A 16,899-nucleotide genomic window follows, 5' to 3' on the forward strand; every position below is an offset into this window, starting at 1 on the left:
ATCTGTTGTGGTTCTTGAGTAAGATCACATCACTGCATAATACGCAACAATTGAAGCTAGACTACCTCAGTTTGTAAACGGATAATAAATTAAGTCTAGTATTACAAAAATAACTCTATTCTTTCACACAATATGACCCATCCTTTTCTCAAACACCTCTATAGTCCAGAACGTCCCGTTATCGTCTTTGACGGCGCAATGGGAACCAACCTGCAAACCCAAAACCTCACCGCTGAAGATTTTGGCGGCGCACAATATGAAGGCTGTAACGAGTATTTAGTTCACACTAAACCCGAAGCTGTCGCCAAAGTTCACCGTGATTTTCTCGCCGCTGGGGCTGATGTCATTGAAACTGATACCTTTGGCTCTATGTCCATCGTTCTCGCAGAATACGACCTAGCAGACCAAGCTTACTATCTCACGAAAAAAGCCGCCGAACTTGCCAAAAGTGTAGCTGCGGAATTTTCCACCCCGGAAAAACCCCGATTTGTGGCTGGTTCTATTGGTCCGACAACTAAACTCCCAACTTTGGGACATATTGACTTTGACACCATGAAAGCCTCTTTTGCTGAACAAGCAGAAGCCTTATTTGATGGTGGTGTGGATTTATTCCTCGTGGAAACCTGCCAAGACGTGCTACAAATTAAAGCCGCACTGAATGGAATTGAGGAAGTTTTTGCCAAAAAAGGCGAAAGACGAGCCTTAATGGTGTCTGTAACTATGGAAAGCATGGGGACAATGCTGGTAGGGACAGAAATCAACGCCGTAGTTACTATTCTCGAATCTTATCCCATTGATATTCTCGGCTTAAATTGCGCCACTGGTCCCGACTTGATGAAACCACACATCAAGTATTTATCAGAACATTCCCCATTCGTAGTTTCCTGTATTCCCAATGCGGGTTTACCGGAAAACGTTGGCGGTCAAGCACATTACAGACTTACGCCCATAGAATTACGCATGGCGTTAATGCACTTCATCGAAGATTTAGGTGTCCAAGTGATTGGGGGTTGCTGTGGGACACGACCAGCACATATTCAACAATTGGCGGAAATTGCTCACGAGTTAAAACCAAAAGTTAGACAACCAATTTTAGAACCATCAGCCGCATCAATTTATACGACTCAACCCTATGAACAAGAAAATTCTTTCTTGATTATCGGTGAACGTCTTAACGCCAGTGGTTCTAAAAAATGCCGTGATTTACTCAACGCTGAAGACTGGGATGGTTTAGTCTCAATGGCGCGGAGTCAGGTAAAAGAAGGCGCACACATCCTTGATATTAACGTTGATTATGTGGGACGTGACGGCGTACGTGATATGCACGAGTTAGTTTCTCGTGTTGTCAATAATGTAACTTTACCTTTAATGCTGGATTCCACCGAATGGGAAAAAATGGAAGCGGGGTTAAAGGTAGCTGGTGGTAAGTGTTTACTCAATTCTACCAACTATGAAGATGGCGAAGACCGATTTTTGAAAGTGCTAGAATTAGCTAAAAAATACGGTGCTGGTGTCATTATTGGGACAATTGACGAAGATGGTATGGCGCGGACAGCAGAGAAAAAGTTTCAAATTGCCCAACGGGCTTACCGTCAAGCTGTAGAATATGGGATTGCGCCTACAGAAATATTCTTTGATACTTTAGCTCTACCGATTTCTACTGGGATTGAAGAAGATCGAGCCAATGGTAAAGCTACCATTGAATCAATTCGCCGTATTCGCCAAGAATTGCCCGGATGTCATGTGATGTTGGGCGTTTCCAATATCTCTTTTGGCTTAAATCCCGCCTCGCGGATGGTACTAAACTCGATGTTTTTGCATGAAGCTATGCAAGCGGGCATGGATTCAGCAATTGTCAGCGCGAGTAAAATTTTACCACTGGCTAAGATTGAACCGCAACATCAAGAAGTTTGTCGGCAATTAATTTATGATGAACGTAAATTTGATGGTAATGTCTGCGTTTATGACCCCTTGGGAGAATTAACCACAATTTTTGCCGGAGTCAAAACTAAACGGAATACGGGAATTGATGCCAGTTTACCCATTGAAGAACGTTTGAAACGTCATGTTATTGACGGTGAACGTATTGGTTTAGAAACCCAATTAACAAAAGCTTTAGAACAATATCCTCCTTTACAAATCATCAATACTTTCTTGTTAGACGGAATGAAAGTTGTCGGTGAATTGTTCGGTTCTGGACAAATGCAATTACCTTTTGTCTTACAATCTGCCGAAACCATGAAAGCTGCGGTTGCTTATTTAGAACCGTTCATGGAAAAGTCGGAATCTGGCAATAATGCGAAAGGAACTTTTGTCATTGCCACTGTTAAAGGTGACGTTCACGATATTGGTAAAAACCTCGTAGATATCATTTTATCTAACAATGGTTACAAGGTAATTAACCTGGGAATTAAGCAATCTGTAGAAAACATTATTCAAGCTTACGAACAGTATCAACCTGATTGTATTGCCATGAGTGGATTGTTAGTAAAATCTACCGCTTTCATGAAAGAGAATTTACAAACTTTTAATGAAAAGGGAATTACTGTGCCAGTAATTTTAGGTGGTGCAGCTTTAACTCCTAAATTTGTAAATCAAGATTGCCAAGGTACTTACAAGGGTAAGGTTGTCTATGGTAAAGATGCCTTTTCTGATTTGCATTTCATGGATAAGTTAATGCCTGCAAAAACAACAGGTAATTGGGATAATTTGCAGGGATTTTTGGATGAGGTTGTAGAAAATGGACATCAATCTTTTGAGGAAAATATCAGGCAAGATGCCCACTCCACAATAGATAATTCTGATGTTAAAAAAGAGGTTGATACTCGGCGTTCTGATGCTGTAGCTGTAGATATTGAACGTCCGCAACCACCTTTTTGGGGAACGCAGTTTTTACAACCTGATGATATTTCTTTGGAGGAATTATTCTGGTATTTGGATTTACAAGCTTTGGTCGCTGGACAATGGCAATTCCGCAAGCCCAAGGAACAATCTAAGGAGGAATATCAGGCATTTTTAGCTGATAAGGTTTATCCAGTTTTGGAAGAATGGAAACAGCGCATTATTGAGGAGAATTTATTACATCCTCAAGTGATTTATGGATATTTCCCTTGTCAATCTGTGGGGAATAGTTTATTGATTTATGAAACGAACCACAGAGGCGCAGAGGACGCAGAGGTAAGAGCTAGTTTTGAGTTTCCGCGTCAGAGGTCTTTGAATAGGTTATGTATTGCGGATTTCTTTGCACCAAAAGAATCAGGAATTACTGATGTTTTCCCCATGCAAGCGGTGACTGTGGGGGAAGTCGCAACGGAGTTTGCCCAAAAGCTATTTGCGAATAATCAATACACTGATTATCTGTATTTTCATGGTATGGCTGTCCAGGTTGCGGAAGCTTTGGCAGAATGGACTCACGCCAGAATCCGCCGGGAGCTAGGTTTTGGTGATTCTGAACCGGACAATATTCGGGATATGTTGGCGCAGCGCTATCAAGGTTCTCGGTATAGTTTCGGCTATCCAGCTTGTCCGAATATCCAAGATCAGTATCAGCAGTTGGAGTTGTTGGGGGTTGATAGGATGAAGATGCACATGGATGAAAGTGAGCAATTATATCCTGAACAGTCGACAACGGCGATTATTACTTATCACCCTGCGGCGAAGTATTTCACGGCTTAATCTATCCCTCAGAATACAATTCTGGGAGTATACAAATAAAGTCCGCGCAGGCGGACTTTATCATAACCATAAGCATTTAGGAACAATGACAAAACTTAGTAGTATTTTTGTTTCTTTATTAGCAGCAGGAACAATTTCTCTGACAACACAAGTTCAAGCACAGACAAATTCAGGTCCCATAAGTGAACCAAATGTTAAGCTAAACGTACAACGCAGCAGTGGTAATTGTCCGCCAACAGTCGGGTTGTGGTGGATAACTCTGCCTTTTGAGGGTGGTGCAGAACATACAGTTGTTGCCAATACAACAGCTTTTGCAGATAGAGTTAAATTAGTTTCTGCTAGTAAGCAGTTCATAGAATTTGTTTCACCTTTACGCAGTAATTATGCTGCCTGTGTCGGTCAAACCCGTAATCAGGAATACAATTTTTACAATGTCCAATTTAAAGATAAAAAAGCTTATTTTCGGGTAGATTTGCGAAAAATCAACGCCCCAGCCCAGACAATTATTTACAACACCATAGCCGGTTCTCGTCCTTATGTCCGTTGGGCAATAGCAGATTAGGAAACATTGTTGAGGTGCTGTAAAGTGATCCAGGTAGGCATTTATCAGGATGATCATGGCGCTTTATTTAGATTCAGCTATTGCCGCAGAAGCCGAAATTGTTAAATATTGGGGTTGGGTGAAAGGTATTACCACCAACCCCACATTATTAGCGCAAGCTAACACCCCACCGGCAACCACCCTCAAAACCTTAGTTTCCTTAACTTCCGGTCCTGTATATTATCAACTCCTAGCTTCAGATCAGGAGAAAATGATAGCCGAAGGGAGAAAAGCCTTTGAAATTATTGGTTCTCAAACCATCTTGAAAATTCCCGCTACACCGCTAGGATTTGAGGTAGTAGCCACCCTTTCCTCGGAAATTACCTGTTCCGTCACCGGCATTTACAGCCCCGCACAAGCCGCTGTAGCTAAGGAAGCAGGGGCAAAAATTGCGATCGCCTATGTGAATCGGGCAGAACGCTTGCTAGGAGACGGTATTGCCTTAGTCCGCGATATGTCCAGTATCCTCAAAGGCAGTGATGTGGAAATTTTAGCAGCTAGTATCAAGTCACCAGCGGAAGCAGCCGCATCTCTCCAAGCCGGTGCAAATCATCTCACCCTACCCTTAACAATGTTGCAAGCGATCGCTACCCATGAATTTTCCCATCAAACCGTGATTGATTTTGCGGCTGGAGGAATTGGTTTAACAGTTTAACTTGATCTCACCTCAATCCTATATAGAGAAGACTGTTAGTGAATCAATGCAGGGTTTCACCCCTCATCCTGAAACCCTGCATTTTGCATAATTAGAATACTTTAAAATCGGGTTTATAGTCATAGACACAATGCCTTTAAAGCCAGTGAAATCAAGCTATGTCAAGAGTGATGGGTGTGACCCCCTATTAATTATTCTCGAAAAATATAGGTTAAAAACTGTTGGAGATGAACAAATAAAAAAAATAAAAATAAATGCCAAATTGGCAACCACGATGAAATTATCCAGGCTAAATTATATTAGACAAGCAAAAAACAAGAGGGTTGTTAAAAAGCTGAATCAATTAACAAAAGGCTCTTGTAGAGGTTGTCTAAAAAATAAATAGAATTAGTATTTGCTGCATAGGAATACCTGCTAAGTATAGACGTTATCGTTAACCTGCAAATTACCCCCCTAATTAGCGGTTCTCGTCTATATGAATAAAGTTCCTAATCGCTTCAGCAGCAAATGGTAGAGTGGGAGAGAAAGGCGCTTGGTAATGCCTCCTCCCACTCTCTTTTTTTGGGTACTTTTTGCCGATTTCTTAAGAATTAAGTAGGTTGGCGTTGAAAATTGTCGTTATAGCAAGGCAAGAGGCAAGAGGCAAGAGGCAAGAGTAAAGAAGTTTTCAGCGATTTTACGTTTCTTTACACAGTTTGGTTTTATTGTGTTCACCTACTTAGGAACTTCCAATTAAAAAAATACCCAAAAATTTCTTGTGGTGCGGGGCGAATTGCCCGCTAATCATCAAGGACGGGCAGGATGTCCATCCCACAAAATTGGGTAATTTATTTTTTGGTGTTCCCTAAATTCACGCCAGACAACAAGCCAGTTTTACCCCTGATTTCTGGCATACAGTACCCACTAGATAACTCCCTCTTCTATATTTTATACATTACTAGAGAAGAGGGAGCATCAATAGATGACGGGGAATTTACTTAGATTAATTTTTGTTAAGCGGCAACTTTTTCCTCAAGGGGTTTAAAAGTTTTCTTGGTTGCACCGCAAATAGGACAATGCCAATCTTCAGGAATATCTGCAAATGCTGTACCTGGTAAAATTCCTGAATCTGGATCACCTGTTACAGGATCATAAATCATGCTGCATTGTCTACAAATCCATTTTTGAGTTTGCGGATTTTCACTAGCAACTCTAGTTACAGCGTCTCCACCGTTCAAGATTTCTAAGGCTTCAGTATAGCGATCTGCGTGATAATTTTCAATGAATTTAAGCAACCCAAATCGGTGGGCGGCAGCACGAAATGTGTTAGCGTGATCACTAGATTCTTGAGCTTGTTGGAGAAATTCTGCTGCTGCGGGATGATCTCGATCATGTTCAGCAGCAGCAGCAAATTCAGGATACATGGTTGTGTATTCATAGGTTTCGCCTGCGATCGCTAAAGATAAACAACGAGAGATGATTTCCCGTTTTTGTTCATCAGTTAAAGCTGTTGCATCTTGAACAACAAGTTCTGGATGTAATAATTCAAAATGTGCAAAAGCGTGTTCGGTTTCTTGATCTGCTGTTTCTTTAAAGAGTTTTGCTAAATCGGAAAACCCTAGTTTACGTGCGACTGCTGCAAAAAATAGGTATTTACGATTAGCCATTGATTCCCCACCAAAGGCTGATTCTAAATTTTGTAGTGTAGTAAAGTTGGATAAATCCATAATTTGCGAATCTCGATGAGAGGTTGTTGCCTAATATTAAAACACATTCGTAAGAATTCAGAAGTTCATAATGAAGCATGAAGGATGAAGAACATTTTTCTTCTATCTTCCCCGGTCTCTGTTGCCTGAATCCTTACACACATTCTTTAAGATTTAATTAACAATGATTACTAACGAATTACCAAAACACGCTGAGATTATTGCTAAACAACGGCAGTTTTTCCAAAGTAGTAAAACGAAAGATGTTACTTTTCGGATTGCCCAACTCAAAGTCCTTAAACAGTTAGTAATTGAGAATAAAGCAGCAATTATTCAGGCATTAAAAGCTGATTTAAATAAACCAGAATTTGAGAGTTATGCTACGGAAATCGGTGTTAATAAAGAAATTGATTATGCCATCAAACATATCAATACTTGGACAAAACCCAAAAAAGCAGCCGTTCCTTTAGATTTATTTCCATACTCGGCTAAAATATGTCCAGAACCCTTAGGAGTAGTTTTAATTATTGGACCTTGGAATTATCCATTTCAGTTAATTATCTCACCTTTGGTTGGGGCGATCGCTGCGGGAAATTGTACTATTATTAAACCTTCAGAACTCGCACCGCGGACTTCGGATTTAATTACAAAACTTATTCATAAATACTTTTCTCCAGAATATATTACAGTTGTCCCTGGTGCAGTGGAAACGAGTCAAAAGTTACTAGCAGAAAAATTTGATCACATCTTTTTTACTGGTGGTACAGCCATTGGTAAAATAGTTATGGAAGCTGCTGCCAAACATCTCACTCCGGTAACTTTGGAATTGGGTGGAAAAAGTCCTTGCATCATTGATACGGACATTAATCTAGAACATACCGTCAAACGCATTATTTGGGGTAAATTTATTAATGCTGGACAAACTTGTATTGCCCCGGATTATTTGTTGGTAGATACGAAAATTAAACCAAATTTAGTCAATGCTTTGCAGAAATGTCTGCAAGAATTTTATGGGGAAAATCCAGCTAACAGTGCCGATTATGCCAGAATTATTCATCAAAAACATTTTGACAGATTAGCAAATTTACTCAAGTGTGGTGAAGTGATTATGGGGGGAGAAACTAAACCTGAAGAACTTTATATTGCCCCCACGCTACTGGAAAATGTTTCTTTAACAGATCCGGTAATGCAAGAGGAGATTTTTGGACCGATTTTACCAATTATTGAATATACAGATATCAATGAAGCTATTACTTTAATTAACTCTAGACCAAAACCCCTGGCTTTATATTTATTTTCCCAAAACAAAAACCTGCAAAAACGGATTTTACAGGAAACATCATCTGGGGGAGTATGTATTAATGACACAGTAATGCAGGTTGCTGTTTCTTCCTTACCATTTGGGGGTGTGGGTGATAGTGGGATGGGTAGCTATCACGGTAAAGCTGGTTTTGATACCTTTTCCCATTACAAAAGTGTCTTACAAAACTCATTTCCTTTGGATATAAACTGGCGATACGCACCCTATCTAGGTAAATTATCGCTGTTGAAAAAAATTATTGGTATTTAATAAAAATTCATTAGGGGCGCAGGGCTTGCGCCCAGTCACTCATACGCCCAGGAGTCAGTCGAAAGGGCTTAATTATTTGATCCTCCATGTGGGGGTCTAGCGCTGCTCATTGGTGTCAACTTAAGCTCAAATCCCTACCACATCTAGTTCCTAGTCTCTGACTAGGAATGCAGTTGATGAGGCTCTGCCTCTAATATTATTGAAGGCAGAGCCTTCTAGAATTCATTCCCAGTCAGAGACTGGGAGTGAGATGACTTGAGTTCTTTGCGGGATAGAGGTTTTACGTTAAGTTGACACCAATGAGCTTTTGCTTTACCCTTACACATTTAGGTTTTTAGTAATCTTGTAAAAATTCAAATCTCAGCCGTCACGAGTATAAATTTATTCTAACTCCTGAATTGGAGACTATTGAATTATTCTCTAAGATTCTTCTGTTTCTTCTTCCTCAATTGCTGGATAGACGAAGTTAGAACGACCACTTAAAATTGATTTACCAAGGGAGATAGCTTTTTGCGCTTCAACAGCAGCTTTGTGTCTCCAGGTGGCGCGGCGTTTATCTCGTTTAGATTTTGATGTTTTCTTCTTAGGAACAGCCATGACAGCGGTATATCGTGATTCTTGACAACCTTCCTATTGTAAGCGATTAATTGACTTTTGACCGGAAATTTTAGATTTTAGATTTTAGATTTTAGATTAAACAAGTTGGCATGGGTTCCCGTTCCTTGAGAACGGAAAAATACTCGCTGCGCTGCGTACGCTTCCCTAACGTAAATCCCAAACCCCAAATTTTCCAACTCTACACGTGGAGTCAATCCAAAATCGAGTGACTTGGGCAAAAGCGGTACGGAAGTAAGTAGGTGAACACAATAAAACCAAACTGTGTAAAGAAATGTAAAATCGCCTAAACCCTCTTCACTCTTGCCTCTTGCCTCTTGCCTTTTGCCTTGCCATAACGACAATTTTCAACGCTCACCTACTTATGTCACTCTACTGATCAATTAACAGTAATAAGCGGGCTGTTTTAAAATAAGTTGTCCAATTTTGGGGATCTGGCAGTTTTTGCCATTGAGGGCGACTGACTTCTAATGATAAGATTGGTGCGATCGCTCCCCGATTTTGTGCTGAAATAATAACAGATACTTCTGTCACCAAAATATCTTGGTCAAAGCTCCGTTGAGTTGCGGCTCTAGCGGTAAATTCTGCCCTTCGTAGCACGGTTTCGTAGCTTTCCTCTGGTAAACGGTCTATCAGCAAATCTACTCTGGCTGTGTAAGCTTGGACAGTCTGCGGAGCGATCGCTTCTGTCGTTAACCATAAAGGAACTGCTAATAACAGCCAGACTCCACTATGAATAATCTGGATTTTTTTGCCAACTTGGCTAATAATTGAAAAGGGGATCACTGAAAATGATTGTATTGTATCAATTCTGAACATAATCTTCTATCTCATGAATGACAGGTCATGGAAATCGAGTGCGAGTATTTTACGATTATTTATGTTGTATCCACTACAACTGATTTCAGCAATAGGTGAAAATTAATTAAACTATAGCAACGGACAAGGTGCAAAAGGACATGAATTAGCAATGAACCGCTGTCTAAAAGAGAGTTTTACTCGATGACTCGGTGACTCCTGCTATAAGTAATTGGACAAAAATATTTACAGTCATTGCGAGCGAAGGGAAGCAATCGCCAGGGTTGTGATTGCTTCATTTCACTTCGTTCCATATGGCTAACGCCACGCCACGCTTACGCCATGACATTGTGTAATTAATTCCGTCTCACTACTTATAAAAAATAAGTTAGCTTTGTGCTTAACGCCCCCGTGCTAAGGGCAATTTTCAGCAAACAACAAACAAACAACCGACTCATAGCGGGATGGTAAATTACTGGGCGATCGCCATCGGCATTGATCAATATCAATTCTTTCAACCTCTCAGTTGCGCTCAAGCCGATGCTGAGGCAATTAAGGATTTTTTGGTAACACAAGCAGGTTTTCTCCCCGAAAAATGCCTGTTAATGACAAATACCTCGCCCCCCATAGGAGAACAATCCTCCTATCCAACAAAAGAAAATATCCTCTTGTTGCTAGAAGAATTAGCAGCGACACTTTGGCAGCCAGGGGACTACCTATGGTTGTTATTTAGCGGCTATGGGGTTAACCACAAAGAACAAGATTATTTAATGCCAGTCGCCGGCAATCCCGATCAAGTTCCCGAAACTGGTATAGAAGTGCGATCGCTCATGCAGAGTCTACAAGTTAGCGGACTCAATATCTTACTCATCTTAGATATTAACCGCGCTTTTGGGACTCAAGCAGATGCCCCCGTAGGACAAGAAATTATCGAATTAGCCCAAGAACTACAAATGGGCGCAATTATTTCCTGTCAACCCGAGGAATTTGCCCATGAAAGCACAGAATTAGGTCATGGTTTTTTCACAGCAGCATTATTAGAAGCTTTAGGTTCTGGACAAGGATACAACTTTGCTGATTTAGCTGCCTATGTAAGTTATCTTACCCCGAAACTTTGTCAACACCACTGGCGACCAGTCCAAAACCCCATGACTGTCATTCCCTCTCCAGAGCCAGCTATTTTACCCACGTTGACACTAGATGAAAACTCAGAAGCGCTAATTTTCCCAGCCGAAAGTTTTGCTATCACCCGCACCGCACCCCCCATAGAAAATAGCACCTTTAGCAGCATAAACAGAGCTTGGTGGGCAGAAAATGCCTCAGTCGAGACCACTTTAAGCCCCACAACAACCGAGGCAAATTTAGTCCCCCCACTCATATCAAAGTCACTTGTTAGCAACAATCACACCTTAACAACTTCCCCAGAATCCCAGCCCAGTGGCAGATTTATTCCCGCTATTACTACAGCCAATACCTATACTTCCCTGCAATCTGAACGACCAATTTGGCAACAATTTATCATCTGGGGTGGTGGTACTATGGTGATAGTAGGGCTAATCGCTACATTTTTACTCCGTAATCACGAGAGTTTTCGGTTTAAAAATTTCTCAAAAACAGTATCTAGTAATCAGACTAGCAAACTGCAATTTCCCCAAATATTTAAAACTTCTCAAAATCCTAGTAACGCCCAAATTAGTGCCAATACAGACTCTAAAAAACGCAATCAAGCGATTTTAGATCTAGAAAAAATGTTGCTTGTCCCCACACAACCGAATCATTTAAGCATTGCGATCGCTAAAGCCCAGAGAATCCCCCCGGATGCACCACTATACGCCAAATCTCAGGAAAATATTCAGGTCTGGTGCCAAATGATTTTGGCATTAGCACAGGCACAAGCTCAACAAAAAAAATATCCAGCCGCCATCACAATTGCCAAGTTAATCACCACAAAAGATCCGCTTTATTCCCAATCTCAAACAGTCATTCAAAAATGGCAACTAGAAGCCAAGCAATACGTAAGTAATAAAACTCTCTTAGATGCAGCTAAAAATTTAATTATTCCTGAACAGGCATCAACCTATAATCGCGCCATCGAAGTTGCTAAAAAAATTCAAAAAGGACAACCTGGATTTGAAATTGCCCAAACATTAATTAATGAATGGAGTGAGAAAATTTTAGATTTAGCCAAAATCCGTGCCACTCAAGGAGATTTTCAAGCTGCTGTCGCCACCGCCGCATTAGTCCCACAAGTAACGATTGCCTACGAAGATGCTCAGGATGCTATCCAAAAGTGGCAACAGCAAAAGAATTAGTCAGTTGTCAGTGGTCAGTGGTCAGTTGTCAAACTATTACCCATTACCCATTACCCATTACCCATTACCCATTACCCATTACCCATTACCCATTACCCATTACCCATTACCCATTACCCATTACCCATTACCCATTACCTATTACCTATTACCCATTAGCAATACTGAGAAATGTCTTCGCCACAGGTATCAGCTAGATAGCACATTGCTTTAAATCGCAAACCTACTACTTCTTCGTATAAAGGATTAAGTTTACACATTGGCGGAATATGAAACAGTGTTTTACCAAATACTTTGACATCACGCTCAAATGGACACTGAGCCGGAATGTATTTACAGAGACGATGAGCTAATAGGCGATCGCGCACCTGAATATTATCCAACCAATTACGCAAAGGACGTAAAAATTCCCAAGTCGGCTGGGCTGCAACATGGTGTAACGGAGTCATATTAGCTTCACTAGCGTCTACTGGATGTAGAGAAATCCAACTTGCTAGAAAAATGTTTTTGTTAGTATTTTTAGATACATTCATGGTAATTCCTCTTTTGTTGTGAGGGTATTCACCTCATAGATGAATATGTAATATGACAAGAACCTAAACCGAAAAACAGGATTATTACAGAAATTCCGTAAAAAGTCTAATTAACTGCTTCCTATGGTTGAATTTATTATGTTAATAAGTCACTCTGACCATAATTTCCCAAAAAGCAATACTGTGTTCATTCAATTTTACTAGTAACTTGGCACAGTTAAAATTTTAGTGAAGACATCTGCCTTTGGGTGTGATTTCTGTTAACTGCAACAAAACTTATTATAGCAATAATTATCAATAAATAGGATTAGGAAAAATACTCTCAAACAGCAAACTTTAGACAGTAATTTTTGCTAAATTTGCCATTTACAGCACATTATCTTTAACTCAACCAGGTTTAGCTCTCAGTTACATCCCATACCTATGGATAAACCGTACCACTATTGCCTTAGTCCGTGCCGCTGTGTTGATAGCTTTGGGTGTCCTGAATTTGCAGGAAGCGTGGTATTCCATAGATGCCAACATCATTGTATTTTTGTATTGTATTTTTGTTAAGCATGATGGTGATTAACGCCAACCTGTCCTATGTCGGCTTTTTCCGCAAAGCACCGATATTGCTACTGAGATGTATCCGTAGTCCTCTAAGCTTATTGATAGTTATTACTTTCGGCTGTGGCATCTTCTTTGCTTTCTCAATGACACCATAGACCTAATTTTTACACCCCTCACTTTAAGTCTAACTCTATCTTTAGGCTTAAATCCCATTCCCTAGAACTTTTGCGTATTCTTGCTACAGAGACAGTCAATTAAAGAATAACACTTTTATAATTACTTACGGGTATCTAAACTCCAGTTAATACTGATGCTTCAATATCTATCTTTAGATGGATTGACATTGATCTTAGTTTTTGCTTGCTTCAAATTTATACCATTTTAAAGAATTTTTTCTGAAATTGGCTGTTTTTGCCATTGCTTTTATCTGGTAATGTAATTTTTATTCAAAAACGGATCATACCTTTTTAGGGGGTGTTTGAAAAGTTTAGTTATTTTTTTGCATAAGGCTACAACCCATTTATACTATGACTTCCAAAATTGTTATTAACGAAATTTCCTTAACTTCGTTAAATTAGCACATACTGAATTACTGATCTGATATAACTTGGAAACAGCGAAACAACGTTATCCCATTAGAGAATGTTTTAAAAGTTGTATCCCGTAATTTTCATCACATTTTTACCCCCCTTTCCCCTTATGAAGGGGGGAAATAAGAAAAACCAGTTCCCTCCCCTTCACAAGGGGAGGGTTAGGGAGGGGTAGAATATTTGATACAGCAATCATGACTTTTCAAACACCCTGTTAGTAAAATTAGCATCTACTAAAATCAGCGCCATGAAAATTGTCACCAAAAATCTTTTACAACCAATATTTTCTCTAACTTTCCTTGTGGGACTCTCCGCACTGGTATCATCATGTCAACCGTCCCAACCAAATAAGACAACAACAGCTATTAAAATTGATGGTTCAGACACTGTTTACCCTATTACCCAAGAAGTCAGCAATGATTATAACTTCCAGAAAAATAATGGTAAATCACCTTCAGTAAAAGCAATTGAACTTAATTCTTCCGGTACTAGTAGCGGATTTAAAAAGTTTTGTTTGGGAGAGACAGATATTAACAATGCTTCTCGACCAATTCATACTCATGAAATCAAAGAGTGTAATCAAAATAACGTGACATTTCTTGAATTACCCATTGGTTTTGATGCAATAACAATAGTAGTTAACTCTCAAAATAATTGGGCGCAGGATATAACCTTGGCAGAACTCAAAAAAATCTGGGAACCATCAGCCGAAGGTAAAATTACTACATGGAATCAGATTCGTCCTACTTGGCCGAATAAACCCTTGAACCTTTATGGTCCTGATAAAGATTCAGGCACTTTTGACTATTTTACACAAATTGCCGTAGGACAAGAAGGGGCTATTCGTAAGGACTATAAAGCTGATAAAAATTACAAAGTCATAGATAGCAAAGTTAGCAGTGATATCAACGCCTTAGCTGTCATTCCCTACGCCTATTACAACTCTAGCAAAGATACATTGAAAGCCTTATCTGTAGATAGCGGTACTGGTGCAGTGATGCCTTCGCGGACAAGTGTGAAATGGGGAAAATACCGACCACTTTCTCGTCCACTGTTTATATATGTCAGCTATAAATCTCTGCGGCAAAAACCAGATATGAGAGAATTTTTAGAATTATACATGGATAAAGCACCTGAGTTTGTCAGTGCTATTGGGGATGTACCCTTAACAGATCAAGCTTACAAATTAAATAAGATCCATTTTAACAAAGGTAAAGTCGGCACTGTTTTTGAGGGTAAATCTCAATTTAATTTAACTCTAGAACAGGTCTTGCAAAAACAAGCTAAGTTCTAAGGGAACACCAAAAAATAAATTACCCAATTTTGTGGGATGGGCATCCTGCCCGTCCTTGATGATTAGCGGGCTTTTCGGCCTGCACCACAAGAAATTTTTGGGTATTTTTTTAATTGGAAGTCCCTAAGTTCGGCTGAAAAGCGCAAAGATGCCAAAAAACACCTTTGCGCCTTTGCGCCTTTGCGTGAGCTAACTCTTAAGAAGCAACCGCAGTAGAACGAGTACGTCGTCTTCTACCATCAGAAACCTTCACAGCAGGTTCTTCAGGAACTTGCATCAACAACGTCAAAGAAGGTTGACATTGCAACTCTCTCCGCATAGAACGCGCCAACTCACGTTCTAAAGTTTCCTGCAATCCACCCCAATCTGTATCAGCGGGTTGTCCTTCTACGGGAGAAAACTCTGTCCAGCGGACGCTAAGAATTTCCTCAATGCGTTGTTGTACCCATTTTTGTAAGAGCGATCGCTCGATGCTTGTCACAACACCCTGCATATGAATTTCAGTTTTTGCCATTAGCTTACCACTCCAGTCAATAGCAGCAGCAATAGTCACAGTCCCTTCAGAAGCCATGCGCTGGCGTTCTTGCAACACCTTAGAACTCACCATACCAGAACTAGAAGTATCCACCAATTCAATCCCCGCTGGGACTTTTCCAGCAACACGGATAGAATCTTCCGTTAACTCGATGACATCCCCATTTTGGATAATCACCATATTTTCTGCTGGAATCCCCATACTTTGAGCAGTTTCCGAATGCTTCACCAACATCCGATGTTCACCGTGAAATGGCACAAAGAACTTAGGACGAGTTAAAGCAATCATCAGCTTTTGTTCTTCTTGACAGCCGTGGCCAGAAACGTGAATCCCTTTATCCCGTCCATAGACCACTTTTGCCCCCTGAATCATCAATTTATCAATGGTGTTCACCACTGCAATTGTGTTACCGGGAATAGGGTTAGCGGAGAAGAGAACCGTATCTCCTTGGCGAATTTTGATATGGGGGTGTTCTTTATTGGCAATTCTTGTCATCGCTGCCATTGTTTCACCCTGAGAGCCAGTGGTTAAAATCAGCACTCTCTCATCTGGCATTCCCCGAACCGTATGCAGCGGTTGAAATAGGCTATCTTCGCATTTGATATAACCTAAATTCCGAGCATGGGCGATTAAATTCAGCATAGAACGCCCAACGATTGTCACCACACGATTATGTTTTCTTGCTAGTTGCAAAATCATGTTGATGCGATGGACGCTAGAAGAAAAGGTCGTGACAAATAAGCGTCCAGTAGCGTGAGAAAATTCTCGGTCAAGGTTAGGAAAAACAGCCCGTTCGGAAGGTGTAAATCCTGGCAATTCTGCGTTAGTGGAATCACTCAAAAGGCAAAGTACGCCTTTTTCACCATGTTCTGCCAGACGTTGTAAATCAAACTTTTCACCATCTACAGGAGTATGATCAATTTTAAAATCTCCTGTGTGGATAACTACGCCCAATGGTGTATGAATAGCAACGGTAAAGCTATCAGCAATGGAATGGGTGTTACGGATATATTCGACAAAGAAATGTTTACCAATTCTCACCACATCACGGGGGAGGACTGTTCTTAGTTCTGTGCGATCGCGTACCCCTGCTTCTTCTAATTTACCCTCTAGCATTGCCATTGCTAGTCTAGGTCCATGAATCACCGGAATATCAAATTGCTTTAAGTGAAAGGCAATTCCCCCGATATGGTCTTCGTGACCATGAGTAACGATCATGCCCTTAATTTTGTGGCGATTTTCTCGGAGATAAGTTGTATCTGGCAATACAATATTTACCCCGTGCATGGCTTCTGTGGGAAAGGCTAATCCTGCATCTAACAGGATAATTTCGTCCTCATACTCGAAAACGCAAGTATTTTTACCTATTTCGTGTAACCCGCCCAAAGGAATGATTTTCAGAGCGAGATTAGATTCGTTTTTAGACATTTTCTCCTGGAGATTTTGTTAGTTGTGAATCAGTTGATAGTTCGGTTTCTTGTATG

14 protein-coding genes are annotated in these 16,899 nt (G+C 40.4%); 9 read left to right on the forward strand and 5 right to left on the reverse strand.

The window, feature by feature from the left end; all coding sequences use genetic code 11:
- Window positions 1-132: 132 nt before the first annotated feature.
- From metH to AA650_RS22230, 4 genes are all read left to right on the forward strand, one after another.
- Window positions 133-3,675, forward strand: a complete 3,543-nt coding sequence (gene metH, locus AA650_RS22215) for a methionine synthase (RefSeq protein WP_053540692.1) — start codon at window positions 133-135, stop codon at window positions 3,673-3,675.
- An 85-nt stretch (window positions 3,676-3,760) separates the two neighbouring features.
- Window positions 3,761-4,237, forward strand: a complete 477-nt coding sequence (locus AA650_RS22220; protein WP_053540693.1) for a hypothetical protein — start codon at window positions 3,761-3,763, stop codon at window positions 4,235-4,237.
- Between the two features lie 55 nt (window positions 4,238-4,292).
- On the forward strand, window positions 4,293-4,931 hold the full coding sequence (locus AA650_RS22225; protein ID WP_053540694.1) for a transaldolase family protein: 639 nt from the start codon (window positions 4,293-4,295) through the stop codon (window positions 4,929-4,931).
- Window positions 4,932-5,061: 130 nt separating this feature from the next.
- Complete coding sequence (locus AA650_RS22230) at window positions 5,062-5,316, forward strand: hypothetical protein (protein ID WP_053540695.1); 255 nt, start codon at window positions 5,062-5,064, stop codon at window positions 5,314-5,316.
- Window positions 5,317-5,923: 607 nt separating this feature from the next.
- Here the strand turns inward: AA650_RS22230 and AA650_RS22235 are convergent.
- Window positions 5,924-6,637 (reverse strand): rubrerythrin family protein, encoded by a 714-nt coding sequence (locus tag AA650_RS22235; RefSeq protein ID WP_053540696.1) that lies wholly within the window; start codon window positions 6,635-6,637, stop codon window positions 5,924-5,926.
- 163 nt (window positions 6,638-6,800) lie between these two features.
- Between AA650_RS22235 and AA650_RS22240 the strand changes: the two genes are divergently transcribed.
- Window positions 6,801-8,186 (forward strand): aldehyde dehydrogenase, encoded by a 1,386-nt coding sequence (locus AA650_RS22240; protein ID WP_027404837.1) that lies wholly within the window; start codon window positions 6,801-6,803, stop codon window positions 8,184-8,186.
- Between the two features lie 420 nt (window positions 8,187-8,606).
- Here AA650_RS22240 and rpmF read toward each other — a convergent pair whose 3' ends face one another.
- The gene (gene rpmF / locus AA650_RS22245; RefSeq protein WP_039202630.1) at window positions 8,607-8,783 is read right to left on the reverse strand and encodes a 50S ribosomal protein L32; all 177 of its coding nucleotides are present in this window, start codon (window positions 8,781-8,783) and stop codon (window positions 8,607-8,609) included.
- Between the two features lie 390 nt (window positions 8,784-9,173).
- Window positions 9,174-9,620: a hypothetical protein gene (locus AA650_RS22255; RefSeq protein ID WP_053540698.1), complete on the reverse strand. Its 447-nt coding sequence runs from the start codon at window positions 9,618-9,620 to the stop codon at window positions 9,174-9,176.
- A gap of 443 nt (window positions 9,621-10,063) precedes the next feature.
- On the opposite strand from AA650_RS22255, the gene AA650_RS22260 reads away from it, so the two are divergent.
- The gene (locus AA650_RS22260) at window positions 10,064-11,911 is read left to right on the forward strand and encodes a caspase family protein (RefSeq protein ID WP_053540699.1); all 1,848 of its coding nucleotides are present in this window, start codon (window positions 10,064-10,066) and stop codon (window positions 11,909-11,911) included.
- A complete protein-coding gene (locus AA650_RS27170; RefSeq protein ID WP_168636272.1) occupies window positions 11,890-12,108 on the forward strand; it encodes a hypothetical protein in 219 nt (72 codons plus the stop codon). The genes AA650_RS22260 and AA650_RS27170 overlap by 22 nt, the downstream gene beginning before the upstream one ends.
- Here the strand turns inward: AA650_RS27170 and AA650_RS22265 are convergent.
- Entirely contained in the window at window positions 12,067-12,444 is a 378-nt protein-coding gene (locus AA650_RS22265; RefSeq protein WP_053540700.1) for a Mo-dependent nitrogenase C-terminal domain-containing protein, read from the reverse strand. The genes AA650_RS27170 and AA650_RS22265 overlap by 42 nt on opposite strands.
- A gap of 515 nt (window positions 12,445-12,959) precedes the next feature.
- Between AA650_RS22265 and AA650_RS28355 the strand changes: the two genes are divergently transcribed.
- Window positions 12,960-13,151 (forward strand): hypothetical protein, encoded by a 192-nt coding sequence (locus tag AA650_RS28355; protein ID WP_199924324.1) that lies wholly within the window; start codon window positions 12,960-12,962, stop codon window positions 13,149-13,151.
- A gap of 682 nt (window positions 13,152-13,833) precedes the next feature.
- Window positions 13,834-14,880: a PstS family phosphate ABC transporter substrate-binding protein gene (locus AA650_RS22270; protein WP_053540701.1), complete on the forward strand. Its 1,047-nt coding sequence runs from the start codon at window positions 13,834-13,836 to the stop codon at window positions 14,878-14,880.
- A gap of 196 nt (window positions 14,881-15,076) precedes the next feature.
- Here the strand turns inward: AA650_RS22270 and AA650_RS22275 are convergent, their stop codons facing one another.
- On the reverse strand, window positions 15,077-16,843 hold the full coding sequence (locus AA650_RS22275; RefSeq protein ID WP_027404845.1) for a ribonuclease J: 1,767 nt from the start codon (window positions 16,841-16,843) through the stop codon (window positions 15,077-15,079).
- Window positions 16,844-16,899: the final 56 nt, after the last annotated feature.

The organism is Anabaena sp. WA102, from assembly GCF_001277295.1.
GTDB classification, from domain to species: domain Bacteria; phylum Cyanobacteriota; class Cyanobacteriia; order Cyanobacteriales; family Nostocaceae; genus Dolichospermum; species Dolichospermum heterosporum.

Excerpts from the sequence above, each read along its gene's own strand:
- metH (WP_053540692.1), top strand. The coding sequence starts at position 133 with ATGACCCATCCTTTTCTCAAACACCTCTATAGTCCAGAACGTCCCGTT.
- AA650_RS22220 (WP_053540693.1), top strand. The coding sequence starts at position 3,761 with ATGACAAAACTTAGTAGTATTTTTGTTTCTTTATTAGCAGCAGGAACA.
- AA650_RS22225 (WP_053540694.1), top strand. The coding sequence starts at position 4,293 with ATGGCGCTTTATTTAGATTCAGCTATTGCCGCAGAAGCCGAAATTGTT.
- AA650_RS22230 (WP_053540695.1), top strand. The coding sequence starts at position 5,062 with ATGCCTTTAAAGCCAGTGAAATCAAGCTATGTCAAGAGTGATGGGTGT.
- AA650_RS22235 (WP_053540696.1), bottom strand. The coding sequence starts at position 6,637 with ATGGATTTATCCAACTTTACTACACTACAAAATTTAGAATCAGCCTTT.
- AA650_RS22240 (WP_027404837.1), top strand. The coding sequence starts at position 6,801 with ATGATTACTAACGAATTACCAAAACACGCTGAGATTATTGCTAAACAA.
- rpmF (WP_039202630.1), bottom strand. The coding sequence starts at position 8,783 with ATGGCTGTTCCTAAGAAGAAAACATCAAAATCTAAACGAGATAAACGC.
- AA650_RS22255 (WP_053540698.1), bottom strand. The coding sequence starts at position 9,620 with ATGTTCAGAATTGATACAATACAATCATTTTCAGTGATCCCCTTTTCA.
- AA650_RS22260 (WP_053540699.1), top strand. The coding sequence starts at position 10,064 with ATGGTAAATTACTGGGCGATCGCCATCGGCATTGATCAATATCAATTC.
- AA650_RS22265 (WP_053540700.1), bottom strand. The coding sequence starts at position 12,444 with ATGAATGTATCTAAAAATACTAACAAAAACATTTTTCTAGCAAGTTGG.
- AA650_RS28355 (WP_199924324.1), top strand. The coding sequence starts at position 12,960 with ATGCCAACATCATTGTATTTTTGTATTGTATTTTTGTTAAGCATGATG.
- AA650_RS22270 (WP_053540701.1), top strand. The coding sequence starts at position 13,834 with ATGAAAATTGTCACCAAAAATCTTTTACAACCAATATTTTCTCTAACT.
- AA650_RS22275 (WP_027404845.1), bottom strand. The coding sequence starts at position 16,843 with ATGTCTAAAAACGAATCTAATCTCGCTCTGAAAATCATTCCTTTGGGC.